This window comes from Capnocytophaga haemolytica (assembly GCF_001553545.1).
Taxonomy (GTDB): domain Bacteria; phylum Bacteroidota; class Bacteroidia; order Flavobacteriales; family Flavobacteriaceae; genus Capnocytophaga; species Capnocytophaga haemolytica.
In genome coordinates this window covers 1,279,125-1,303,569 of the sequence record NZ_CP014227.1, presented here as the reverse complement: position 1 = coordinate 1,303,569, position 24,445 = coordinate 1,279,125, and the positions used below count along the sequence as shown (strand labels likewise).

The window sequence follows — 24,445 nt, the reverse complement described above, 5'->3', positions numbered from 1 at the left end:
ACACAAAAAGTTTTTAATAAAAAAAGGAACCACTCCTATGTGATTCCTTTTTCTGTGGAGCGAAAAACGGGTCTCGAACCCGCGACCTCAACCTTGGGAAGGTTGCGCTCTACCAACTGAGCTATTTTCGCTTGATCTTAAATGCGGGGCAAAGGTACGACCTTTTATAATTCTGTGCAAGTTTTTTTTCAAAATATTTTTCTTAAGAAGCTTATTTTTCATTTCTACCTTATGGAATTTTCTACAGGATAAAACTTCTGTTTTAATTAAAATACCTATATTTGCCTTTCCAAAGCAGATTGACTAACTGTAAAATCATTCGTAATCAATGAGTTTTATAAAAAAAGACCCTTTCGGACATATCCTTTTCTTGAAAAAATGGCTTATTCGCAGCCTCGGAATTATCACGCATAGTCGGTATAGCAGTTTTAATAAACTGCATATTGAAGGATCGGATATTATACGTCAACTTCCTGAGAAGAACGTCCTTTTTATATCCAATCACCAAACTTATTTTGCTGATGTGATAGCGATGTATCACGTGTTCAATGCCAGCCTTAAAGGGCGAAAAGATACCCTTAAAAATATAGGCTACTTGTGGGACCCTAAACTCAATATATATTACGTTGCAGCTTCTGAAACAATGAAATCAGGTCTGCTCCCTAAAATATTGGGTTATGCTGGGGCTATCCCTGTGATACGCACTTGGCGCGAAAAGGGTAAGGAAGTGCATCGTGAAGTACGCAAAAGTGATGTGGACAACATAGGTATCGCACTCTCTAATGGTTGGGTGATCACCTTTCCTCAAGGCACAACCTCTCCGTGGAAGCCCATCCGTAAAGGTACTGCGCATCTTATCAAGCAGTACAAACCTATTGTAGTGCCTATTGTTATCGACGGTTTTCGACGTTCATTTGATAAAAAGGGTATCAACATCAAGAAGAAGGACGTTCAGCAATCAATGGTGATCAAACCGCCTTTGCAGATTGATTATGAGAATGCTACTATTGAGGAAATCGTTACTCAAATCGAAATGGCTATCGAGCAACACGAGTCGTTCCTCAAAGTAAAATAGCATAGACTTACTTCTTAAAAGAAGCCACCCAATAGCGTCGCTCAATGCGCTTTCCATCTTTTGAAATCAGTGTTTCGGTGAATGTTTTTGTATCTTTTAGGGTAAAACCAATGGGTGTGAGAATGGCTTCCACTTCATCGACGTCATAGAATGTAAAATCCTCTTGTGCAAAAGGGATTTTTGACCCTAATGCCTTATCAATACAAGTGATAAGTAGTTGTCCGCCTAGTGAAAGGTGTGTGTAGAGATCAGTGAAATACGCCTTAGGATCGCTGATGAAATAGAGTACGTTCACCATAAAAGCAGCGTTGAAAACGCCTGTGAGTGATAGGGGTTTCTCAGGTGAAGCACAGAGAAAACGCGCTTTTCCTGACTCTGTGTAACTGGCGTTTTGCCTCTGGGCGTAAGCCACCATCGCAGCTGAGGCATCAATGCCTGTGTAATGCACTGTGGGCAGCTTGGTGAAAAGTGCAGACAGGTGTCCACCCCCGCCAAAGCCTATTTCTAAAAGCGTTCCATTCTCAGGGAGCTGAAGTTGTGCGAGGGTAGAGGCAATCATCGTTTCATTAGAGGCGAACATATAGTCGGCAAGGGCGATGGCTTTATCACCTGAGGGACAGCGTAGTAGCCTGCCCAACATAGCCATATCAGATATAGGTGGCTGCATAGTACTTATTTTCAGGCAAAGATACAAAATAATTTATAATGAACAATGTATAATGAATAATTTCTGCACCGAAAATAACTCACCACAAAAATGTATTGCGTTGTTGTAATAAAATTATTGATTTATAGCTTATTTCTGCAAATAAATATTCGTTAGCAAATAAAACCAATAAATACCGTTTTCTTAGAGGGTAACCTTTCAAAAATAGTGGTTTTATCCTCCGACTATCCTCCGACAGTGTATATTTTACTGTTGTAAGTTTTAGGGGTTAGGGGCCAGTGATTAGTGGTTAGTGGAGGTGCTGGGCTCTCGCTTTTGGGTTCTCGCAGCTTGTTTCTCACGGCTCATTACTCTTTACTTATTGCCCATTAAAAATTATTTTGTACTTTTGCCCCTCTAATTCGCCTGAAAAGAGGCAAGTAATTCAATATTAAATAATTAAATTTTATGAAGATTTTAGTATGCATCAGTAGTGTGCCCGACACTACTTCCAAGATAAATTTCACAGCCGATGGCAAGGGGTTTGACCCCACAGGAGTGCAGTTTATCATCAATCCCGCAGATGAGTTCTGCCTGACGAAGGCTATTATACTCAAGGAGCAACACGGAGGCACCGTTACCCTCCTGAATGTAGGCGGCGCAGATACGGAGCCTGTGCTGAGGAAAGCCTCAGCAGTAGGGGCTGATGATATTATCCGCGTAGATGCTGCCCCTAAGGACAGCTTTTTTGTAGCACAACAGATCGCAAGGGTAGCCCGTGAGGGTGCTTACGACCTCATTGTGTGTGGCAAAGAATCCATTGACTACAACGGTGCGATGGTAGGCGGCACGGTAGCGGAGCTCTTAGGGTTGCCTTTCGTAAATCGCTGCGTAGGCTTGGATATTGAGGGTAATACAGCCACCGCACAACGTGAAGTAGAGGGCGGCAAGGAAACCCTTACAGTCAGCCTGCCCGCAGTGATCGCAGGACAAAAGGGGCTTACCCTTGAGCGCGATCTCCGCATCCCGAATATGCGCAACCTGATGGCTGCCCGCACAAAGGCAATCACCGTGGTAGCTCCTGAGGAGGTAAGCACAACCACAGAAATAGTTTCTTATGAGAAATTACCTCCCAAACAAGCCGTAAAGATGGTAGATGCCAACAACTTAGAAGAACTTATCGATTTATTACACAACGAAGCAAAAGTAATTTAGAAGCGTATGTCAGTACTTATATATGTAGATTCCGAGAACGGAAAGATAAAGAAGGCTGCCACAGAGGTAGCCAGTTATGGGCGTAAGGTAGCAAATAGCTTGGGCACACAATTAGTAGCCCTCGCCGTAAACGTAGAGGACGTCGCGCCTTTGTCTGCTTATGGTGTAGATAAGGTGTTGCAGCTAAATGCCCCTCAGCTCACGCAAGCAGCAGCGCGCCCCGTGGTAGCTGCCTTAGCCCAAGCTACAGCACAGGAAGGCAGTACGGTGCTCCTATTTAGCAGTGGCGTCAATGCCAGAACGCTCGCCCCAATGATAGCGGCGCGCCTCGGTGCAGGCTATGTCAGTGGCGTAAGCTCACTACCTGAAACCACCCCTGATTTCAGTGTAAAGCGCAGTGTTTTCTCAGGCAAAGGGATTGCTATTGAGCGCATCAACACCCCTGTGAAGATACTCAGCTTGGCACATAATGCCTTCCCAATAGAAACATCGCCCACAACAGCAATGACAGTAGAGGTATTTGCTCCTACCTTGCCTGAAGCAGAATACACAGTTACTAACGTAGAACGCCATAGTGGCAAAGTAGCCTTGGACGATGCAGAGATCATCGTCTCAGGTGGTCGTGGGCTCAAAGGAGCGGAGCATTGGGGGATGATAGAAGCATTAGCCGATGTATTGGGGGCTGCCACTGCTTGCTCCAAGCCCGTAGCTGATATGGGCTGGCGACCCCACTCCGAACACGTAGGACAAACGGGTAAGCCTGTAGCACCGAACCTCTATATAGCCATTGGCATTTCAGGGGCGATACAACACTTAGCGGGGGTCAATGCCTCGAAGGTAAAACTCGTAATCAACAGCGACCCTGAGGCACCCTTCTTCAAGTCCGCAGACTATGGTGTGGTAGGCGATGCTTTTGAGATTGTACCCAAACTTACACAGCTACTGAAAGATAGGGGTAGCGAATAGGTTTTAGCTTTTAGTCATTAATTTTTAGAATATGAACAAAGCAGTCAGTACGGAAGTGCTGGCTGTTTTATTTTTTTTACTCCTGTGCTTTGGTTTGGCACAACTATTGCCGTATCTTTGCAGCGAATTTTAAAACCCATAACAGTATGAGAGGACTATACAAAAGGTATTTATGGCTACTCAATACCGTCAATCAAGCGGGCAGCGAGGGTATCACCTTCACCGACATCAACCGCAAATGGCGCGCTGCCTACTCGCTCAGCGAGGGCGAGGACTTGCCCAAACGCACCTTCCGCAACTGGATAGAAGCCATTGAAACAGAGTTTGAGGTGCTCATCAGCTGCGACAACCGCTACCATTACTACCTCGAGGACGCTGAGAGCCTCGAAGGTCGCCACGCTAACCGCGCCCTCAAGTGGCTGTTGAGTATGTACGCCGTACAGAGTTGGGTGCAAGATGACACCGAGCTGCAAGGGCGTATTGTGCTCGAGGAAGTCCCCTCAGGCGAGCAACACCTCGCCACAGTGATTGCAGCCCTACGCGAGGCGCGCGAACTCGAGGTGGATTACTACAACTATTGGCACGGCAACACCCTCACCTACCGCCTGCAACCCTGTTTTGTGAAACTCTTCAAGCGGCGGTGGTATGTCGTTGCCCTCGATGTAGCCGCCGACAAGCTAAAGATATTTGCCCTCGACCGTATGCGCGCTTGTACGCTCACCGACAACACTTTTGCAATGCCTCCGCTCGTCTCCCTCTCCCCCGACACCTATTTCAAAGACGCCTTTGGCATCATCGTAGACGATACCCCAGCAGAGGACATCACCCTCAAGTTTACTGCTGGGCAGCAGCACTACGTCCGCGACCTACCCCTACACCACAGCCAAACGCTCATCGAAGAGGGCGAAGACTACGCCGTTTACCGCTATCACTTAGCCCCCACTTACGACTTCCTGCAAGAGTTACGCTCTTATGGCGAGAAGGTAGAAGTCCTCTCCCCTGATGGGCTTTTAGAATAACCGCCTTACTGCCAAAGCCCCCTAAAAGCAGTAAAATATTCCGTATACGGGGTATGTGGGGTTCACATGGTGTTCACTCTGGGTTCACGTTGGGTTCACTTTGGGCTTTTTTACGGTTTTGGGTAACTACAATTTCGCATTTTTATAGGAAAATGTAGCTGTTGTTTTAATGCGCTGTGTTGCTGTAAAAAAAAACACAATAAGATTTGGAAGTGTGGGGAGAAAGGGGTAATTTTGCGGCAGGAAAAGAGAAGTTATAATTTTAAACAAATATATTTAATTATGTCAGGATTTCAATCACCAATTACAATTAGTCAAGCATTAGAACACATTGACAGGAATGAATATTTACTACCTTCATTTCAAAGAGAATTTGTCTGGAAATCAGAACAAATCGAAAACTTATTTGATTCCTTGATGAAAGGATATCCCATCAGCTCTATGTTATTTTGGAAAGTTAGAGGAAAAACAAAATCCGAGTTTACATTCTATAAATTTCTCAATGAATATAGACAATGGTATAAAGTACATAATGAACATATCAGTACAGATCGTCTAAATGATTTTTATGCTATCTTAGATGGTCAGCAACGTCTGACTGCCTTATATATAGGGCTTTGTGGTAGTTATGCCTATAAGATATACAGACACTCTTAACTATTCACTTGCTGAAGTTAGCAGCATCGTAGAGGAAAACGGGGGAAAGCTCTTGGGGCTTTATCTTTCTAATCGCACGGAAAACAACGTGCTTATCACCCTAAAAATCACCACCAACCGACTCTCGGAAATACTACAACACCTCCGCCGTTATGGGTATGGTATCCTCACCGAAAAAGAAGATGATCACTACCGAAAAGAACTCAAGGACATCGCTGATTACTTTGAAAAATACTTAGACTTAGGTAACAGATAAGAGGTAAGAGATAAGAAGTAAGAATAATCTTTAACTAAATATATTATGAAACGTTTTTTAACTACTGCTATACTTTTAAGTATTTCGGTATTTAGCTACAGTCAAATAGCCGTAGGGGTGAAAGTTGCTAATCCGTTTATAGCAGTTAATGTAATGAAACATCAAATTGCAAATACACCTAAGGGAATTAGAAATGGAGGAGGTATTTTTGGTGAGTTTTATATGGGAGTGGTTAATATAGGGGCTTTTATGCGTGTGCCTCTAAAAACACATTGGGCACTGCAAACAGAGGCGTTGTTCAAACGTGAAGGGGTTTGGTTTTTTCATCAAGAGGAAACAATAGAAGAACTTCTCTCTGATCGCGGAACATACGAATTTTGGTATGCTGAGGTTCCTATCCTGTTACAATGGGAAGGGAAACGCACCGTAAGAGGATTTGTACAATTAGGCATTGCTCCTAAATTCTTAACTTCAGCAAAATATTCTGCTGTTTTAGAAAAAGGCGACCATAATGTTACGAGCTTTTTTAATAGGGTTGTTCTCAATTTAAATGTTGGGGGAGGTGTTTTATGGAACAGAAGAGATTGGGTTTTTACTGCTGATGGAAGACTCGCTACCAACCTTACACCACTTACTTCTGAAAAGAACACCCCTGATATTGATTTCAGTAAGGCGCAAAGCTATTATTTTGCGTTTTCTTTAGGAGTAGGTTACAAACCTTTTAAAAAGAAAGCATTGCCTTTAGAAAGGACTCTCCCTCAGGAAGAGCTCCCAACAGTGACGAATGACAATATTCCTGCTGAGGCTAATGTACAAAAGCAAGAATTTTAATTTTTAACTCAGAAGCTGTTTAAACTTTTTCTTATAATAAAATAAAAGTTCCCGAAAATTAGTAATTTTGTGTTTGAAAAAAAGAACACCAAAATTCAGGAACTTTGGGCAAAGATACAATAAATAATTGGATTATTCCCTTTTTAAGTGTAGGAAAAAGAGAATTTAAAAGTAATTTTGATTTGGCTTCAATATTTTTATTGATTCTCAAGAGGTTAAAAACAGGGGTGCAATGGAGAGCTTCCAATTGAAAGCTATTTTGAAAAAGGAGAAATTTCTTGGCAAAATGTCTATTACTACTTCAATAAATGGAGTAAAGATGGTAGTTTTCAGCGAGTATGGTTAAATCTATTAAGCAAGAAGAAAAGAAAATTAGATATGTCTTGCGTTCAATTGGATGGTAGTCATACACGTTGTCGCCAAAAAGGAGAGTCTGCAGGTTATCAAGCAAGAAAAAAAGCCGTAACCACCAATAGTATTTTTTTGTGTGATAATAAAGGGCAAATGATAGCAATGGGAAGCCCTAAAGCAGGAAATCACAATGACTTATATGAAATGGAAGAAGTACTAAAAGAAATCTTAGCTTTTTTAGAAGAAGCAGGAATAGAGTACAAAGGTCTGTTTCTCAATGCTGATGCAGGATTTGATAGTAAGTCTCTTAGAGATTTTTTAGAAAGCAAAGAAATTATAGCAAATATTAAACCTAATCCCCGAAATGGAGAGCAACCAGATGTTTATTTTGATGAAGAATTGTACAAAAATAGGTTTAAAATTGAACAAGCAAATGGTTGGCTTTACGGATATAAAGGTTTGATAATGAGATATGAGTATCTTGATGTAACTTGGATTGGAATGCTCCTATTAGGGTTTATCTCCAAGTTCCTCAAAAAAGTTTAAACACGTTTATTATAAGAAAAAGTTTAAACAGCTTCTATGTTAATTTTCTCCCTGTGCTTTAGTTTAGTACAAAAAAAGCCTTACCTTTGCCCATTAAAAATACACTATACAATGGCAAAAGAAGATTACGAAATAACAGCCTTATTTAGCACTGATGGCGAAGTCGAACTAAGACACTGCCTATCCATTGAGCTTAAAGGCAGCAACGTTTCCAAAAACGACCTTACGGTCATTATGATGAACCCAGGGTCAGCAAGTCCTGCAAAGGAGAGTGAAAAAGAAGTGGTTAGCACTGACCCTACCGATATCATAAAAAAGCTAATGGAGCAGCCAATACCAAATTGTACGCTTAGTTATGCCACTGAAGATCCTACCATCAAACAAATTATACGAGTGATGGAAAAGTATTCATTCAATCAGACAACCATCATCAACCTCTCAGACATTAAAAATCCTGAATCAACAAATTTTATCAACTACATCAAAGACAAAAATGTAAAAACCATAGAAGATGAGGCACTTCACTCCATTTTTTCGACAAAAAATAGGAAAGCATTGAATATTGTTCTTAGCAATAGTCCAAAAGTATTATTGGCTTGGGGTGTAAGTCCGAGAATAAAAGGGTTACAAGAAGAGGCTTATAATATCCTAAAAATGCTACAAGAAAAATATAACTTTACTCTTTATGGTTTACCTCACAAAGAAAAGAAGCGCTTTGGATTTTACCACCCTCTACCGCAAGAAGTGGAAAAACAACAAGAATGGATAGAGCAACAACTAAACTCTATTCCTTAACCCCTATTCCCTACCCCCAATGACAATCCTTCACATTTCCGACACCCATAACCTTCACCGCTACCTTACTAATCTGCCCGAGGCTTATGCCCTCATGCATTCGGGTGATGTGTCAATGACAGGCTCCGCCGCTGAGGTTACCGACTTTATCGAGTGGTTCGTTGCCCTGCCCTACGCCCATAAGATCTTTATCGGGGGCAATCACGATTATTGCCTTATGGGCAAGTCCGTCGAAGGTGTATAATCCCTGCTCACTGAAGGTTGCTATTACCTCTACCACAGCGGCGTGAGTATTGAGGGCGTCAAGTTCTGGGGTATACCGCTCTTTATGCACGAAGATCCCACCCACTACTACCGCGAAATCCCCTCAGATACCGATGTACTCATCACTCACGAGCCTCCTTACGAGGTTTTAGACGAGGCAGGCGGCTTTCATTACGGCTCACGTATCCTCCACACCCTTCTGCTCAAGGTTACCCCACGCTTGCACCTCTTTGGGCATATCCACAAAGCCTACGGACTCCACAAAGCCCCCGAAATCACCTTCTCCAACGCCGCCTTGCTCAACGAGCAATACAACCTCCACGGTGAGGGTTTTGTGCACGAGATATAAAAAAACAGAGCATTCACCGACTTTTGTGAGTATATTATTCAGAGGTTATTAGAGGGGGTTCATTAGTTGATGTCTCAGAAGGAGCCGCTAAGTGTTGGCTATTGCTTTCGCCTTTTCTATGGAAAAACAGAAAATACAGGCACGTTATTGCCCACGCTGCCCAGAAAAGATAGAACCCGAAGTGAAAACTTGCTTTCATTACCTTGTGCGAAGTGTTGGTAAAGTCGTCATAAGTGAGATAAGCCCCTATAAAGCCTACCACCAATAGCAATAAAGCTACCAAACGCCCTAAAGCGGCACCTGTTTTGCTCCTTACCACTTGCAAAATAACGATAAGCACCACTTGGATGGCAAAAAGCAAAAGAGCGGTCTTCCACCAAGTCTTAAAAATGGTATACTCACGATAAGCAAGGCTTACCCCCACACGCCCAATAAGCGACATCTTGGAGATAAGCACCCCCGAGATGGTGCTGAGCAATGCTTGCACAAGTGCTAACCTACTTAAATTCTTCATAGCTTATTTATTTCTTAATAATTTTCCAACCTGTCTTCTCGTTGCGTTTGAGCTTAAACTTTTGGGTGATAAAAGTCGCATTAGGGTTCGGATCCTTGCCGAAGTTGTAGAAAGGCGTCTTCTCTTTATCCAAAATCACGGTGCATACTGCCGATTTCTCGTCGCTTTTGTCGATGGTAATCTGCTTTTCATTCAGGCGGTAGATGATGGTCTTCACCGTAGCACTGTTCTTGTACTGCTTCACGATGTAAGGCACCGCCTCTTTGGTGAGGGTAGGGGTGATGATAAACACACTGTCCTTTGAGAACCATTTTTTGCGTGCCTTCTCGTTGTCGATAGTAATGAGCCCATCGTCAGAGAGCCTCTGGATACTCTCAATCAGTGTTTTATCCTTAGAAGCCGTAAGCCGCTGCTTGTGGATGTTGAATTTACCCGTTTCGTAGAGCGGTTTCTCCTCTAAGTAAGCCGTGATGAGTTCACTTGCCTCATCAGTGCTAATCTGTTTGCTGTTGTTGCACGCAATAAACCCCAAAAGGCTTACCACACTTAGTAATAGATACTTTTTCATATATGATAATTAAAAAATGATTTATTTTTTTAGTAATTAGTGATTAGCGGTGAGCAGTCAGAAATCACAGATAAACGCGCTGCACTGACCCCTAATCACTGACTTCTGACCCCTGATTTACAGAAAAAATCCCTCTCGATCCAAACTCCTGTATTGTATAGCCTCGCCAATATGGTTCGCGCTGATTTGTGCTGCGCCTTCTAAGTCGGCAATGGTGCGCGCTACCTTGCGAATGCGGTCGTAAGCGCGTGCCGAGAGGTTGAGCCGCTTCATCGCCTCCTTGAGTAGGTTGAGCGACTCGCCATTGAGGCTGCAAAACTCCTCAATCTGCTTACTACCCATCTGCGCATTGTAGTGAATGTGCTCATAAGCCTTAAAACGCTCCGTTTGTCGCTCGCGCGCCGCCATTACCCGTGCGCGTATCACCTTGCTCGGCTCGCCCTTGCGCGCCTCCGAGAGCTTCTCAAAAGGCACAGGGTTTACCTCTATATGGATATCTATACGGTCGAGCAGCGGACCCGAAATCTTGCTCAAATAACGCTGCATCTCAGCAGGAGTAGAACTTACGGGCGCATCGGGATCGTTAAAATACCCACTCGGACTCGGGTTCATACTCGCCACCAACATAAACGAGGCAGGATAGGTGATCGTAAACTTCGACCGCGAGATCGTTACCTGCCTATCCTCCAACGGCTGGCGCATCACCTCCAACACCGACCGCTTGAACTCAGGCAACTCATCTAAGAACAACACCCCATTGTGTGCCAACGATATTTCACCAGGCTGAGGATACGAACCCCCGCCCACTAAGGCAACATCTGAAACCGTATGATGCGGACTGCGGAACGGTCGGTTGTACATCAAGCCGCTTTCCTTTATCTTGCCTACCACACTGTGTATCTTAGTCGTTTCAAGGGCTTCCTGCAAGGTCATCGGCGGCAATATACTCGGCAAACGCTTGGCGAGCATCGTCTTCCCCGAACCTGGCGGACCTATCAAGATGATGTTGTGCCCCCCAGCGGCAGCTATTTCCATACAACGCTTTACGTACTCCTGCCCTTTCACATCAGCGAAGTCAAACTCAGGGAACTCCAAGTTCTTTTCAAACTCCGCCCGCGTATCCACCTCCAAAGGCACCAACTTTTCCTCACCGTTGAAGAAATCAATCACCTGCTTGATATTCTCCACCCCGTATACTTCCAGATTATTGACAATCGCCGCCTCTTGGGCGTTCTGCGCGGGGAGTATAAACCCCTTAAAGCCCTCCTTGCGCGCCTGTATAGCGATAGGCAGTGCCCCCGTGATGGGTTGCAAACCTCCATCGAGCGAGAGTTCACCCATAATGATGTATTTATCTAACTCGCTGCTCTCCACTTGCCCATTGGCAGCGAGGATACCGATAGCAAAACTCAAATCATAAGCCGAACCCTCCTTGTGCATATCGGCGGGTGCCATATTGATGGTAATGCGCTTCCCAGGGATGCGATAGCCGTTGTTTTGCAAGGCAGCCGCAATGCGAAAGTTGCTCTCCTTAATCGCCGTATCGGGCAAGCCCACCAAAAAATAGCCCACACCCTTATCAATATTCACTTCAATAGTAATAGTGCTCGCTTCCACGCCATACACCGCACTGCCATAAACCTTTACTAACATTGTTTTGATTTATTACATTCAGACCGCAAAGATACAATATATTCTTTATAAAGTATATTTCTTGGTGAAATTATTTGCATTTAGTGTATAATCACACTGATTTACAGTAAATCACACAAGTGAATCACGTTCTATTCCATTCCCTTCACCCTTATCTCCCCCAACAGGAAATTTTTCTAACGGTACCAGTACGGAATAGGTACGGTATCAGTACGGTACCAGTACGGATGGAAAGAAGTGATTTTTAGACAAGTCTAAATCAGGTCTTTTCTTAAATATTGGTAAAATAAACTTTTAGATGGCGTAAATATAGAAAAACAAACAACCTACATTTACTCTCTTCTCTTTACTCCTTATCGACTTACAAAAACTTATCCATTGTCCATTGTGCATTATAAATTAATCCGTATCTTTGCCCTTCAGTTAAAAGCCAGCAGTATGTCATTTGTTAAATACCTTCGTTTTCTGTGGAAGTCTACCAATGAGCACGGGGTGCATTCGCCCTTTGTATTTAGCTTTGTCACTAAGGGATTGTATAAACGTACCCTCATAAAGGAGTTGGCAGTAAAGCCCACACCTGTGTCTCTTAGCAAGAAACAATGGCGGTTGCTTTTGCAGAGTATTGTCTATTTTAATATAAAGCATATTTATACCGATAATAAAGCTGTGGGAATACGCCTTAGTGGGATATTCCCTAAAATAAATGTAGAGACAACATTACAAGAGGATACCTATGATCTGCTTTTTATTACTCAGAACACTGCTTATGAGAGGTTTTTAAACTATATGCACAACGATAGTGTGCTGATAATAGTAAACCCTCATAGTGAGGAAAATAAACCTACTTATCAAACACTGGTCAGCAGTGTATCCATTACAGTATGTATAGATGTCTACTCACTTGCTTTTATCTTTATCCGTCGCGAGCAATCTAAGCAAACATTCTTTATTAGAGCTTAAAAACAAAAGGCTTCCCGAAAAGCATATAAACTTTTCGGGAAGCCTTTTCTATTTATTTCAGGGCTCTGACCCCTGACGTTTATTTCCCTAACAAATACGCAAATATGAGTGGTGCTACGATGGTAGCGTCTGACTCTACGATAAACTTAGGCGTATCGATGTCGAGCTTGCCCCAAGTGATTTTCTCGTTAGGCACTGCCCCAGAGTAGGAGCCATAGCTGGTGGTAGAGTCCGATATCTGGCAGAAATAACTCCAGAAAGGCACACCTTCCCATTCCAAATCCTGATACATCATAGGCACCACACAGATTGGGAAATCGCCTGCGATACCACCACCTATTTGGAAGAAGCCTACGCCCTTACCACCTGAGTTGGCGCGATACCACTCGGTGAGGTAAATCATATACTCAATGCCCGTCTTCACAGTCGAGGCTTTTAGGTTGCCCTTGATGACATTTGCCGCAAAGATGTTCCCTGTGGTAGAGTCCTCCCAACCAGGGCATACGATAGGCAGGTTACGCTCAGCGGCTGCCAATATCCACGAGTTCTTAGGGTCAATCTCGTAGTACTGTTCCAACACACCCGACTTTACCACCTGATACAAAAACTCGTGAGGGAAGTAGCGTTCGCCCTTAGCCTCAGCGGCGTGCCATACGTCCTCCAAATGCTTCTGTAAGCGGCGGAAAGCCTCTTCCTCGGGGATGCAGGTATCCGTTACGCGGTTGTAATGCCCATCGAGCAGCTCGCGCTCTTGCTCAGGGGTGAGGTCGCGGTAGTGTGGCACGCGCTTGTAGTGCGAGTGCGCCACGAGGTTCATCACGTCCTCTTCGAGGTTTGCCCCCGTGCAGGAGATAATGTCGATCTTGCCTGCACGAATCATCTCCGCCAGTGAGATACCCAGCTCGGCAGTGCTCATTGCCCCTGCCAAAGCCACCAGCATCTTCCCGCCTTCTAAGAGGTGGGTTTCATATCCCTTAGCAGCATCTACCAAGGCTGCTGCATTAAAGTGCAAATAGTTTTGCTCTATAAACTGTGAAATAGGTCCTTTACTCATTTCCTTTTAAATTATGTTTAAAACGCGGCAAAGATACGTATATTTTTACTACCTTTGCGCCATATTCAGCTTTTTTATACAATGAAAATACCCAATACCTTCAATATCAATACAGAAGCAAAGACGTACCTCCCTATACATTCTGAGGAAGAGCTCCTCAATGCCCTCAAACAGCACTCTAATGTCTTCGTGCTGGGAGGTGGTAGCAATATGCTCTTGACCCACGATATTGACCAAGCGGTGCTTCATATCCTCCTTAAAGGTATCAGCATCGTAGAGGAGAATGACGACTACGTCTATATCAGGGCAATGGCAGGTGAAAACTGGCATCAGTTTGTGATGTACACCCTTGAAAAGGGCTATGGTGGTTTGGAGAACTTAGCACTTATCTACGGCAATGTAGGCACTACCCCCGTACAGAATATAGGGGCGTATGGGGTGGAGATTAAAGATGTAATGCATAGCTGTGAGGCAATTAATGTACACAGCCTAAAAAAGCGTATTTTCACTAATGAAGAATGTAAGTTTGCCTATCGCGAGTCTGTGTTTAAGAATGAGGAAAAGGGTAATTATATCATTACAGCAGTTACCTTCCGCCTTAGCAAGCGCAACCACAAACTATATACAGGCTATGGTGCCATACAGGAGCAACTCACCTCTTGGGGGTACTCCTCCCCTACTCCTGCACAAGTAGCTACAGCTGTGATTGCTATACGGCAGAGCAAACTGCCCGACCCCAAAGTGCTTGGCAATAGCGGTAGTTTCTTCAAGAACCCTATTATTTCCATAGAGCAGTTTGAAACTTTGCGCACCCAATACCCTTCTATCCCTTCCTATATGGTAGATGACACTCATATAAAAGTACCCGCAGGCTGGCTTATTGACCAATGTGGGCTAAAAGGTTATCGCCAAGGTGATACTGGTGTGCACACCCAACAAGCCTTAGTATTAGTGAACTACGGCAAGGCTACGGGAGCAGAGATCTTAGCCCTCGCTCATTTGGTAAGGGATAAAGTAGCTCAGAAGTTTGGCATTACCTTAGAGTTTGAGGTGAATATATTTTAGGGGACAGAGAACAGAGAGCAGGAAACAGTAATCAGAGAGCAGAAATCAGTTCTAACTTCTGTTCCCTGACCTCTGATTACTGTCTCCTGATCTCTATTCTACTACTGTAATTCTTTTACTTCCATATCGTCGTATTGCACGATATATACTCCTTGGTTTTCATAGCCTCCTCCACGATAAGCATTCTTCTGGTAGGCAAACTTATTCTCTAAATAGGAGGTTTCACCTACTTGGCTACTGCTACCTGTAAAGTTGCCTGATACACCCAATCTGAGTACTGCATCCATCGTGATGTCGAAACCGCGAATAGCGTATTTGTTGGGCAGAACACCATAAGTCTTTAGGTAGCGTTGTGAGAAGGCATCACTGCCGTTAGAGTACTTATTGACTGTCGGGTAGGTAAAGTGCAAGTCCGATAGTTGGCTATTGGAGATACTGTTAGAGTCGAACACATTGCCTTTGTCCAAGGTAGCCAGCGTAATCTTTGGCGCTGTAGCTCCCTTACCTACTTTCAGGGCGTTGTGCAATATGCGCACTACCAGCGACACATAGCCTACATCGTTGGACTGCAATAGCACAAAGTTCTCCTTGGTAGGGCTCAGCGCATTGTTAAAGCCTGCTGCTGACATCTCTGTTATCACCTTGGCATTCGGAAAAGCACGCTCTAACTTCTCACGTATAGCCCCATTTTTACTATCTGCCAATATCATAATATTCGCATCGGAATAGTGCTTAGCCACATAATCAATCATACGGGCTTGCTGTGCCTCATCGCTAGGCAGTGTCTGGAATACATTCGGGTTGAGCGTGATATTCTTATTTGCCAAAGGCGCCAAGAGGGCGGTATTAGGACTCGTAATTGCCGAAGCTAAGTCGTTGAACCGCTTAGTAGTAAAGGGACCTATCACTATTTGTGAGTTCTTCACCGCAGGGGTGCTGACAATCTTCTGCATATCATCTGCCTCACTATCATAGGTATTGACCTTGAACTTATAACCCATCTTCTGCAAAGAGTCCAGTGCCATCAAAGCCCCTGAATAGAAGTCGGTAGCGATGGGAGTGAGCTTATTACTCTTAAGGCGCGTGCGCAGCTCCATCTTGTTGCCTCCACCTACATCGGAGACCTTAAAAGGTAGAATATACGAGATTTCCTTCACTTTAGAGGGAGAAGAAGCCGAGCGCAGAGATGTATTGGCATTCTTAAAGTTGTAATCGCTGGTGGTAGTAGCTGCCGCATTGCTATAACGGTTAAAATTCTCCTTAGGAATCCATATCTGTGAGTCGCTCTTTAAGCCTGACTTCAAGTCGGGATTGAGCTTGATTAAATCGGCTTCTGAGAGCCCAAATTTGCGTTCTAAGCTGTAAAAGCCTTCCCCTTTTTCTACGTTGTAAAGCACTAAATTCTTCCCTGCTGGGATGTTAGGGGTTGCTGTATCGGAAGTATCAACTGCTGAGGCTGGCACCCATATCTCTTGCCCTCCTCTGAGGTTATTGGCATCAAAGCCTTTTTCTCCTTTGTTGATACGCTCCAACTCTTCAACACTCACATTATGGTTCTTAGCAATCTTCCAAAGTGTTTCGAGTGGTTTTACTACATAGCGCTTTTGCCCAGGATTAACCTTCTGCACTACCTCTGTATCTTTATTGAATACTGGGATAGTAATGCGCTCCCCTTCTTGTAGCTCGCGTGTGTACAGATCTAAGTTGTAGCGCTTAATATCGTCAATATTAATGCGATATCGCTGCGACAGCCCGAAGAAAGTCTCACCGCCCTTCACCAAGTGTATCTTAAAGCTCTCAGGGCGCTGGGTATTGTAATGCTTGTACTTACTCACAGGGATATTGATCGTCTGCCCTTTCTGAACAGCATCCTTCAAGCCAGAATTCGCTTTAACAATATCCGCAGGTGAGAGGCGGTAGGTTTTTGCAATATTCTCAACGGTTTCATAGCCTTTTGCCGTATAGGTCTGCTGTGCGTGCAGGCTCAGTGCGCCCCATAGTAGCATTAAACTAAGTGTTATAAATCTTTTCATACGTATTCTTTATTATAATTTTTTGTTCTTTTAAATCTTCTTATTCCTAATTTCTAAATTACTCCCACTCAATAGTGGCAGGTGGCTTAGAGCTGATGTCATACACTACGCGATTGACACCCTTCACCTTGTTGATAATCTCGTTGGAGACCTTCTGCAAAAAGGCGTGTGGCAGGTCTACCCAGTCGGCGGTCATACCATCCACACTCTCTACGGCACGCAGGGCTACGACTTTCTCGTAGGTGCGCTCATCGCCCATTACGCCTACGCTTTGGATGGGTAGTAGTATTGCTCCGGCTTGCCATACTTTGTCGTAGAGCCCTGTGGACTTTAAGTTGCCGATGAATATCGCATCTACTTCTTGCAATACAGCCACTTTCTCAGCGGTGATATCGCCCAAGATGCGTATTGCCAGCCCAGGGCCAGGGAATGGGTGTCTGCCCAATAGCTCGGCATCAATACCGAGACTTCGTCCTACACGGCGCACTTCGTCTTTGAAGAGCATACGCAGCGGCTCTACTACCTTGAGCTTCATATAATCGGGTAAACCACCAACATTGTGGTGCGACTTGATGGTTGCTGAGGGACCTTTTACCGATAGCGACTCAATCACATCGGGGTAAATAGTGCCCTGCCCGAGCCACTTCACATCGCTAATCTTATGTGCCTCATCGTCGAATACCTCAATAAAGGTCTTGCCAATGGCTTTTCGCTTTGCCTCGGGGTCGGTAATCCCTGCGAGAGCTGAAAGGAAACGCGCTGAGGCGTCTACTCCCTTTACGTTTAAGCCCATTCCCTCGTATTGCAAGAGGACGCTCTCGAACTCGCCTTTGCGCAAGAGTCCGTTATTGACGAAGATGCAGTGCAGCTGCTCGCCAATGGCTTTATTGAGCAATACGGCTGCCACGGTGGAATCGACACCGCCTGAAAGCCCCAGCACTACCTTATCGCGACCGACTTGCTCACGGAGCGCAGTGATGGTCATCTCCACAAAGTTGTCCGCCGTCCAGTTAGGAGTAAAGCCCGCAATCTTAAAGAGGAAGTTCGCCAATAGCTGCTTGCCATCAGTAGAGTGCGAAACCTCAGGGTGAAACTGTATTGCATAAGTAGGTTCCCCCTCAATGCGATACGCTGCATTCACCACATCGGCAGTGCTCGCCAAGCAAACGCCTCCCGTAGGCAAAACCTTGATAGTATCGCTGTGGCTCATCCACACTTGGCTGCCTGTGGCAATACCCTCAAAGAGCGGTTCGCCCGCCTTGATATAGGAAAGGTTTGCCCGACCGTATTCTCTAATAGCTGAAGGGGCTACCTCTCCCCCGCTGAAATGTGCCAGATACTGCGCCCCATAACACACTGCCAGCAGCGGCTTCTTACCGCGTATTGCTGAGAGGTCGGGGTGAAGTGCCTCCTCACTGCGCACCGAGTAGGGCGAGCCAGAGAGGATCACCGCATCGTAGCTATCAATCTCGTCAGGGAGGTGATTGTAAGGGTGTATCTCACAATAGACGTTAAGCTCACGCACCCGTCGCGCAATGAGCTGGGTGTATTGCGAGCCAAAGTCCAATATCAGCAGGCGGCTGCCTTCAAAGCGATTGTTATTCATTTGCATTCAGTTCTTTAGAAGCCTCCCAAACGGCTTGTTTTAGGTTGTTTTTATAGTCGATAATCCTCTGCAATAGTTCGGGCTGCTGGGCGGCGAGGATCTGAGCGGCAAGGATACCTGCATTCTTAGCTCCATTCAGTGCTACGGTAGCCACAGGCACCCCTGCGGGCATTTGCAGGATAGAGAGCACCGAGTCCCAGCCGTCGATGGAGTTGCTACTCTTCACAGGCACGCCAATCACGGGCAGCGGCGACATCGAGGCGACCATCCCTGGCAAGTGCGCTGCTCCGCCTGCCCCTGCGATAATCACGGCGATACCCTCGGTGTGGGCGGTGGTAGCAAAAGCCACGAGTTTATCAGGGGTACGATGGGCAGAAACGATGTCCACCACAGTATCTATTCCAAAGTCCTTCAAGAGGTTAATAGCATCTTGCATCACAGGCAAGTCGCTCTTACTACCCATCACTACGGCTACTTTCATACGTGTTTATTTTTGGCAAAATTACGTCTTTCAGTTGAAAGGGGCAAATTTTAGGGTCATTTTTTTTGCAAGGAGCTTTTTACAATGGTTTTTTGAGGGCTGTTTTTCCCGTTATTTTCCCTGAAAAAGAGTCTTTTTAAAGCGTGTTTATTTTCTACTGTTTTGATTTATTGTAGGTTTTTACTCCAAATTACATCCGTTTAGCAGATTTTCAAAAACCGAAAAATCCGTGAGATGTGTTCGAGATGTGTTCGAGATGTGTTCGAGATGACTTCGAAAGAAAAATTTTCTATTGGAGAAATCGGGAGGAAAATAAGAGGAAAAGACCTCGTTAGGAAGGTGAAAAGGGAAGCCCTCTGGTGAAGTTTATCAGGGGAAAATGTGCGGTGTATGACTAAAATTTCGTATCTTTGTCCCCACATATAAAACACCCATACTTCTATGCTTAAAGATAGGATACTTAACTTGCCAATTATCAAGCAATTGATAGGTTTTCTGGACAGTATTCCGCTGTACAAGAAGGCTTTTACGCTTTACGACTTGCTCTCGCTATACATTGTGGGGATTATCAAGGGGACGCTTACCTATCGGGCGAGTGCGATTTCGTACAGTTTTTTTCTGGCTATTTTTCCGTTTTTGCTGTTTATACTGAACCTTATCCCTTATATTCCGATTGATGACTTTCAGTTGGATTTCTGGGCGTTTATCACTGACCTTTTGCCCCCTGGAACTGAGAGTTTTATTTCGGATATTTTCTTCGATATTGCTGAGAAGAAACGAGGAGGACTGCTTTCGTCGGTGTTCTTCTTATCTATCTTCTTGATGACCAATGGGATAATGGCTATCTTTGGAGGCTTTGAATTCTCGTATCACAAGCAGATCACGCGTACTTATATCAAGCAATATCTCTATGCGCTGATGGTGGCGATTATCCTTTCGCTGCTGGTGCTGATCACGGTGGTGGTGTTTTTGGCTTACGAGGTGTATCTGGTGCCTTATTTAGAGAAGTTAGGGCTATTTGAGACTAATGAGTATTGGTTTTTGCTTTCGAAGTGGGGTTTTATCTTTCTTGTGATGTTTTTCGGCACGAGTATCTTGTTTTATTTTGGCACACCTGAGGGGAAGGAAAGCCGATTTTTTTCCGTGGGATCGATATTTACGACTCTGCTCTTCGGCTTGACCTCGTATTTGTTTGGTGTTTATATTGAGAATTTCTCGCGTTACAACCAGTTGTACGGTTCGATTGGTGCGTTGCTCATATTTTTGTTGTATATTTGGCTGAACTCAAACATATTGCTGTTGGGTTTTGAGCTGAATGCAACGCTGCGACAGTTGAAGCGATCAAAGGGGGGACGTTGCTCCTGAGGAAAGTGAAATGATTTAATTTTTTGTGTGATGTACTACATAGATGTGATATTACCATTACCGCTAAAGAAGCTATTCACTTACAGCGTGAATGCAGATGAAGCCCATTTCCTAAAAGCAGGAATGCGGGTGGCGGTGCCGTTTGGTAAGGCAAAGCTCTACTCGGCATTGGTGTACAGCATACACTCCCACAAGCCTGCCTACGAGACGAAAGAGATAGCTTACATCTTAGATGAGGAGCCCGTTGTAACTGAGAAGCAATTAGCGCTCTGGAAATGGGTGGCTGAGTTCTATATGTGCAGCTTAGGCGAAGTGATGTGCTCGGGGATGCCCTCGGCGTTTTTGCTGGAAAGTGAGACGATCATTGAGGTGCAGGATAAAGATATGGAGAGTGGGCTTTTTACTGATGATGAGTGGCTTGTATACGATGCTTTGAAGTTGAAAACAGCTTTGAAGGGCAGCGAAGTGGCGATGATAGTGCCCAAACGCAAGTCGCTCAAGGTGATCAAAGGTTTGGTGGAGAAGGGAGCTGCGCGCATCAGTGAGCGTCTCTTCGAGCGATATGTGCCTAAGTTAGTGAAATACATACGGCTATCACCTGCGTATCAAAGTGAGGAAGGGCTCAAGCAGGCTCTTGAGCTCACTAAGGGAGCACGCAAACAAACACAACTTATCTTGGCTTATTTTAACCATATCAATAAGGATAAGGCGCCTTTAAAGGCAGAGGTGCTGCTCAGTTCTTCTGGGGTGTCGGCAAACATCCTCAAAGCTGCGGAGGAGAAGGGTATTTTTGAGGAGTACTATCTACAGAAAGACCGCGTGAGTTTCGACGGTGATACAAGTGCTAAGAAAGCTCTTACACCTGCACAACGAGCTGCATTGGAGGAGATTACACAGCAGTTTGCCTATAAGGAGACCATACTACTGCAAGGAGTAACTGCCTCAGGAAAGACAGAGGTGTATATTGAGCTTATTGACAGGATGTTGCAATCGGGTAAACAGGTGCTGTATCTCCTGCCTGAAATAGGGCTCACGGTGCATCTTATCAACCGACTAAAGCAGCATTTCGGCGAGCAAATGAGCGTATACCACTCCAAATACAACACCAATGAGCGAGTGGAGGTATGGAACAACGTGCTGCATAAGAGTCACAAAGCTCAGCTTGTGGTCGGGGTGCGATCGGCAGTAATGCTGCCTTTTTCGGATTTAGGACTCATTATCGTGGACGAAGAGCACGACCCTTCCTATCGGCAGTACGACCCCGCACCACGCTACCAAGCGCGCGATACAGCCACAATGTTAGCAAAAATACAAGGTGCGAATGTACTCTTAGGGTCGGCTACGCCCTCTATTGAGAGTATGCACAATGTGAAGACTGAGAAGTACGGTTTTGCGTACTTATCGGAGCGCTATGGAGCGTTTCAGCCACCTACCATTGAGGTTGTAGACATCAAAGATAAATACCATCGGAAGCGGATGACAGGGCACTTTTCAGACTTACTGATTGAGGCTATTGGTGAGACGCTATCCGAAGGCAGGCAAGTAATTCTCTTCCAAAATCAGCGAGGGTATGCCCCTGTGGTGCAATGCAAGAGTTGTGGCACGGTGCCCCAGTGTCCACATTGCGATGTGAGCCTGACCTACCACCACAGTCGGAACCAACTGCGATGCCATTACTGTGGCTATGCTATTGCGATGCCTCAGACGTGTGTGGCTTGTGGCAGTGCTGACCTCACCACCAAGGGCTTCGGCACGGAGCAGATCAGTAAAGAAGCGAGCGAGCTGTTCCCCAATGCCACTATTGACCGAATGGATCAGGATACTACTAATGGCAAATATGGCTACGAGAAGATCCTTTCACAATTCGAGCAGCAGCAAACACAGATATTGGTGGGCACACAGATGATTTCAAAAGGACTGGACTTTGAGAATGTAGGTTTGGTGGGGGTGATGAGTGCTGATGCGTCGTTCCATATTCCTGATTTTAGGGCTTATGAGCGTAGCTTTCAACTGCTATTGCAAGTGTCAGGACGCGCAGGACGCAGTGCAAAGAAAGGCAAAGTGCTCATACAAACATACAACCCTCAGCACCCTGTATTACAACAAGTGCTGCATAGCGACTTCAAAGGGATGTACGCCCAGCAGATGCAAGAGCGACAAGAGTACCTATACCCTCCACTGGTGCGACTGGTAAAGATCACCTTTAAACACACCGACTTCAACCAAGTAAACGAAGGAGCAGCGTGGTTTGCCCAAGCTCTATTACAGGCTTTTGAAGCTCACAGTGGAGTGCATATACTCGGACCTGAGTTTCCACTCATCTCACGTATTCGCAATGAGTATATGAAGGATATTCTCGTAAAAGTAGAACCATCAAAGATATCACCCTCTGCTGTAAAAACACAATTGCTGCGCATTGAAACCAGCTTTCAGGCAATAGGAAAGTTTCGTGCAGTAAAAGTGATATACACAGTTGATTAGAAGGATAGATAGAAATGAACACTATCTTAAAAAATATTTTTTATTGAGAAAATAGCTTGTTATAATTATTTTTGTTTAACTTTGCAAAATATTCTGTATAAGTACGAAATTAGAACGTGTTCTCAGCAAGGGAATAATGAGTTTAATTTACTGATAATGAATACGTATAATTACTTAAAAGGGAAAAACTAAATGAATTTTTTTAAGAGATTATTCAAAGGAAATGATACTGAAGCTGAACTTTATCAGCAAGAAAATACAACAGATCACCTGCCAGCAGACGAACAGTTTGCGCTACACTTTATCGAAAAAGGCGGGCGGTTTATCTATTGTGCCTCAGAAATTGAAGCGCAAGAGGTTTTCCGAAATATACTAAAAGAATTGGGGGTAACAGTAAAACTCAGTAGTAACGCTTCGTCAACGATCCGAAGTGTATTTGAGGAGCACCTTTCCCTTCTGACCTCAGATATTGAGACCTCAAATGTCTACCTGACTGACTGTGAGTACTTGATCACTTCGGAAGGAGGAATTATGCTGTCATCGAACCAGTTACGCCATAGGAAGATAGATGAACTACCTGAAATATTTATTGTTTTTGCAAAGACCAGCCAAATGGTTAGAGATATCAATGAAGGTATGCGAGGTATTAACTCAAAATATCCACAGCAAAAGCCTACAGGGCTAATTACCTTAAAGTGTTTCCGAGAGAAGAAAAGCGATAACAATATCAATGATTTAGGTAGTAAATTCAAAAATACCTATCTTATTTTGTTGGAAGATTTACCCATTGAAAAACCATAATTTATGAACGAACTGTTCAAGCGAACGATAACAGGCTTCATCTACATATTTTTGCTCCTATCAGCCATTATGCTTGATGCGAGCGCTTTTGACTTTTTATTTTTGTCCTTTGGGATTATATGCTTATTTGAGTTCAAGAGGCTTATCCGCTTAAAGGAATTGCACATTTTTCTGATATTTTTATTCACTTGGTGGCTATATATCCATTTAAAAGTGAGTGTTTTTGCTATTTACACCTTACTTTTAGCTACTTTACTGACGAATATCTACCTAACGATGTCACTTTTTAATGAGAAATTGCCCTTGCGCAAGAGGAGCAACAACACAAAGTTACTCGTTAGTCTGCTATATGTGGGAGGAGGCTGTATCTTTGTACCTCTTATCTACAAATTTGAGTCATCAGTTTACAGGACGCAGTTTTATACTGACTTTTTTGGTCAGTTATTTTTCAATAACACCATACCACAAGAAGGCTTTCCCAATGCTGCACAGATTACAATGATAGGGATTTTATGTATTATATGGGCGAGCGATAGCTTTGCCTACCTTTCGGGTAAAGCCTTTGGTAGGCACAAACTCTTTGAGCGTATTTCTCCTAAAAAGACAATTGAAGGTTTTATAGGAGGGCTACTTGGGGCAGTATTTGTAGCGGTACTTATCGCTTATTATTACAGTGAAAAACCTATATGGCAATGGGTGGTTTTGGCAATTGTACTGGTGGTTACTGGCACAGTTGGTGATCTTGTAGAGTCGAGCTTTAAACGCACTGCTAAGGTAAAAGATAGCGGCACTATCCTCCCAGGACACGGAGGACTTTTAGACCGCTTAGATAGCTTGATTTTTGCTTCTCCATTTGCCTTTCTCACTTTATTGATTTTTGAACTCTTCTAAAAC

At 44.3% G+C, this 24,445-nt stretch carries 24 protein-coding genes, 1 tRNA gene and 1 pseudogene; 17 read left to right on the top strand and 9 right to left on the bottom strand.

The genetic code is table 11. From position 1 onward, the window contains the following. Window positions 1-55: 55 nt before the first annotated feature. A tRNA-Gly gene (locus tag AXF12_RS05715) sits at window positions 56-131 on the bottom strand. A gap of 197 nt (window positions 132-328) precedes the next feature. Here AXF12_RS05715 and AXF12_RS05710 point away from each other — a divergent pair. Further along, window positions 329-1,075, top strand: coding sequence for a lysophospholipid acyltransferase family protein (locus AXF12_RS05710; protein ID WP_066429105.1), 747 nt, complete (start codon window positions 329-331; stop codon window positions 1,073-1,075). Window positions 1,076-1,082: 7 nt separating this feature from the next. Here AXF12_RS05710 and AXF12_RS05705 read toward each other — a convergent pair whose 3' ends face one another. Next, a complete protein-coding gene (locus tag AXF12_RS05705) occupies window positions 1,083-1,742 on the bottom strand; it encodes a class I SAM-dependent methyltransferase (protein ID WP_066429103.1) in 660 nt (219 codons plus the stop codon). Window positions 1,743-2,189: 447 nt separating this feature from the next. On the opposite strand from AXF12_RS05705, the gene AXF12_RS05700 reads away from it, so the two are divergent. The 10 genes and pseudogenes from AXF12_RS05700 (at window position 2,190) to AXF12_RS12385 (ending at window position 8,970) form a co-directional block, all read left to right on the top strand. Continuing rightward, complete coding sequence (locus AXF12_RS05700; RefSeq protein ID WP_066429101.1) at window positions 2,190-2,936, top strand: electron transfer flavoprotein subunit beta/FixA family protein; 747 nt, start codon at window positions 2,190-2,192, stop codon at window positions 2,934-2,936. Between the two features lie 6 nt (window positions 2,937-2,942). Next, a complete protein-coding gene (locus AXF12_RS05695; RefSeq protein WP_066429099.1) occupies window positions 2,943-3,902 on the top strand; it encodes an electron transfer flavoprotein subunit alpha/FixB family protein in 960 nt (319 codons plus the stop codon). 146 nt (window positions 3,903-4,048) lie between these two features. Next, window positions 4,049-4,921: a helix-turn-helix transcriptional regulator gene (locus AXF12_RS05690; protein WP_066429097.1), complete on the top strand. Its 873-nt coding sequence runs from the start codon at window positions 4,049-4,051 to the stop codon at window positions 4,919-4,921. A 282-nt stretch (window positions 4,922-5,203) separates the two neighbouring features. Beyond that, window positions 5,204-5,578: a DUF262 domain-containing protein gene (locus tag AXF12_RS11885; RefSeq protein WP_082753010.1), complete on the top strand. Its 375-nt coding sequence runs from the start codon at window positions 5,204-5,206 to the stop codon at window positions 5,576-5,578. Next, window positions 5,568-5,834: pseudogene (locus tag AXF12_RS05685) on the top strand (acetoin utilization protein acuB); the annotation flags it as partial. The gene AXF12_RS11885 and the pseudogene AXF12_RS05685, both read left to right, overlap by 11 nt. 45 nt (window positions 5,835-5,879) lie before the next feature. Further along, window positions 5,880-6,665 (top strand): porin family protein, encoded by a 786-nt coding sequence (locus AXF12_RS05680; protein ID WP_066429095.1) that lies wholly within the window; start codon window positions 5,880-5,882, stop codon window positions 6,663-6,665. A 378-nt stretch (window positions 6,666-7,043) separates the two neighbouring features. After that, a complete protein-coding gene (locus tag AXF12_RS05675; protein ID WP_231909937.1) occupies window positions 7,044-7,562 on the top strand; it encodes a transposase in 519 nt (172 codons plus the stop codon). A gap of 111 nt (window positions 7,563-7,673) precedes the next feature. Next, window positions 7,674-8,357, top strand: coding sequence for a DUF1643 domain-containing protein (locus AXF12_RS05670; protein WP_066429094.1), 684 nt, complete (start codon window positions 7,674-7,676; stop codon window positions 8,355-8,357). 19 nt (window positions 8,358-8,376) lie between these two features. After that, on the top strand, window positions 8,377-8,601 hold the full coding sequence (locus AXF12_RS12390; RefSeq protein WP_197697155.1) for a metallophosphoesterase: 225 nt from the start codon (window positions 8,377-8,379) through the stop codon (window positions 8,599-8,601). A gap of 84 nt (window positions 8,602-8,685) precedes the next feature. After that, window positions 8,686-8,970 carry a metallophosphoesterase gene (locus AXF12_RS12385; RefSeq protein ID WP_197697156.1) on the top strand — a complete coding sequence of 95 codons (285 nt, stop codon included), beginning with the start codon at window positions 8,686-8,688 and terminating at the stop codon, window positions 8,968-8,970. A gap of 34 nt (window positions 8,971-9,004) precedes the next feature. On the opposite strand, the gene AXF12_RS05660 is transcribed toward AXF12_RS12385, so the two are convergent. The 3 genes from AXF12_RS05660 to AXF12_RS05650 all read right to left on the bottom strand — a co-directional run bounded on the left by AXF12_RS05660 (window position 9,005) and on the right by AXF12_RS05650 (window position 11,705). After that, window positions 9,005-9,484, bottom strand: coding sequence for a hypothetical protein (locus AXF12_RS05660; protein WP_066429093.1), 480 nt, complete (start codon window positions 9,482-9,484; stop codon window positions 9,005-9,007). 7 nt (window positions 9,485-9,491) lie between these two features. Beyond that, on the bottom strand, window positions 9,492-10,052 hold the full coding sequence (locus tag AXF12_RS05655) for a hypothetical protein (protein WP_066429092.1): 561 nt from the start codon (window positions 10,050-10,052) through the stop codon (window positions 9,492-9,494). A gap of 117 nt (window positions 10,053-10,169) precedes the next feature. After that, the gene (locus tag AXF12_RS05650; protein WP_066429091.1) at window positions 10,170-11,705 is read right to left on the bottom strand and encodes a YifB family Mg chelatase-like AAA ATPase; all 1,536 of its coding nucleotides are present in this window, start codon (window positions 11,703-11,705) and stop codon (window positions 10,170-10,172) included. Between the two features lie 438 nt (window positions 11,706-12,143). On the opposite strand from AXF12_RS05650, the gene AXF12_RS05645 reads away from it, so the two are divergent. After that, on the top strand, window positions 12,144-12,665 hold the full coding sequence (locus AXF12_RS05645) for a hypothetical protein (RefSeq protein WP_066429089.1): 522 nt from the start codon (window positions 12,144-12,146) through the stop codon (window positions 12,663-12,665). Between the two features lie 79 nt (window positions 12,666-12,744). Here the strand turns inward: AXF12_RS05645 and AXF12_RS05640 are convergent, their stop codons facing one another. Beyond that, window positions 12,745-13,719 (bottom strand): deoxyhypusine synthase family protein, encoded by a 975-nt coding sequence (locus AXF12_RS05640; RefSeq protein ID WP_066429087.1) that lies wholly within the window; start codon window positions 13,717-13,719, stop codon window positions 12,745-12,747. Between the two features lie 81 nt (window positions 13,720-13,800). Here AXF12_RS05640 and murB point away from each other — a divergent pair, with 81 nt between their 5' ends. Further along, entirely contained in the window at window positions 13,801-14,784 is a 984-nt protein-coding gene (gene murB / locus AXF12_RS05635; protein ID WP_066429085.1) for a UDP-N-acetylmuramate dehydrogenase, read from the top strand. A 101-nt stretch (window positions 14,785-14,885) separates the two neighbouring features. On the opposite strand, the gene AXF12_RS05630 is transcribed toward murB, so the two are convergent. Genes AXF12_RS05630 through purE form a run of 3 tightly spaced genes read right to left on the bottom strand, consistent with a single transcriptional unit; the run spans window position 14,886 to window position 18,904 of the window. Beyond that, window positions 14,886-16,817 carry a LysM peptidoglycan-binding domain-containing protein gene (locus AXF12_RS05630; RefSeq protein WP_066429083.1) on the bottom strand — a complete coding sequence of 644 codons (1,932 nt, stop codon included), beginning with the start codon at window positions 16,815-16,817 and terminating at the stop codon, window positions 14,886-14,888. Between the two features lie 58 nt (window positions 16,818-16,875). Then, the gene (gene guaA, locus AXF12_RS05625) at window positions 16,876-18,423 is read right to left on the bottom strand and encodes a glutamine-hydrolyzing GMP synthase (protein WP_066429081.1); all 1,548 of its coding nucleotides are present in this window, start codon (window positions 18,421-18,423) and stop codon (window positions 16,876-16,878) included. Next, the gene (purE, locus tag AXF12_RS05620; protein WP_066429079.1) at window positions 18,416-18,904 is read right to left on the bottom strand and encodes a 5-(carboxyamino)imidazole ribonucleotide mutase; all 489 of its coding nucleotides are present in this window, start codon (window positions 18,902-18,904) and stop codon (window positions 18,416-18,418) included. Before purE ends, guaA begins: the two co-directional genes overlap by 8 nt. Before the next feature lie 441 nt (window positions 18,905-19,345). On the opposite strand from purE, the gene AXF12_RS05615 reads away from it, so the two are divergent. From AXF12_RS05615 to AXF12_RS05600, 4 genes are all read left to right on the top strand, one after another. Then, window positions 19,346-20,269 carry a YihY/virulence factor BrkB family protein gene (locus tag AXF12_RS05615; RefSeq protein ID WP_066429077.1) on the top strand — a complete coding sequence of 308 codons (924 nt, stop codon included), beginning with the start codon at window positions 19,346-19,348 and terminating at the stop codon, window positions 20,267-20,269. A gap of 30 nt (window positions 20,270-20,299) precedes the next feature. After that, complete coding sequence (gene priA, locus AXF12_RS05610; RefSeq protein WP_066429075.1) at window positions 20,300-22,750, top strand: replication restart helicase PriA; 2,451 nt, start codon at window positions 20,300-20,302, stop codon at window positions 22,748-22,750. A gap of 192 nt (window positions 22,751-22,942) precedes the next feature. Then, complete coding sequence (locus AXF12_RS05605) at window positions 22,943-23,551, top strand: LUD domain-containing protein (protein WP_066429073.1); 609 nt, start codon at window positions 22,943-22,945, stop codon at window positions 23,549-23,551. Window positions 23,552-23,554: 3 nt separating this feature from the next. Beyond that, entirely contained in the window at window positions 23,555-24,442 is an 888-nt protein-coding gene (locus AXF12_RS05600) for a phosphatidate cytidylyltransferase (RefSeq protein WP_066429071.1), read from the top strand. The last annotated feature ends 3 nt before the right edge of the window (window positions 24,443-24,445 follow it).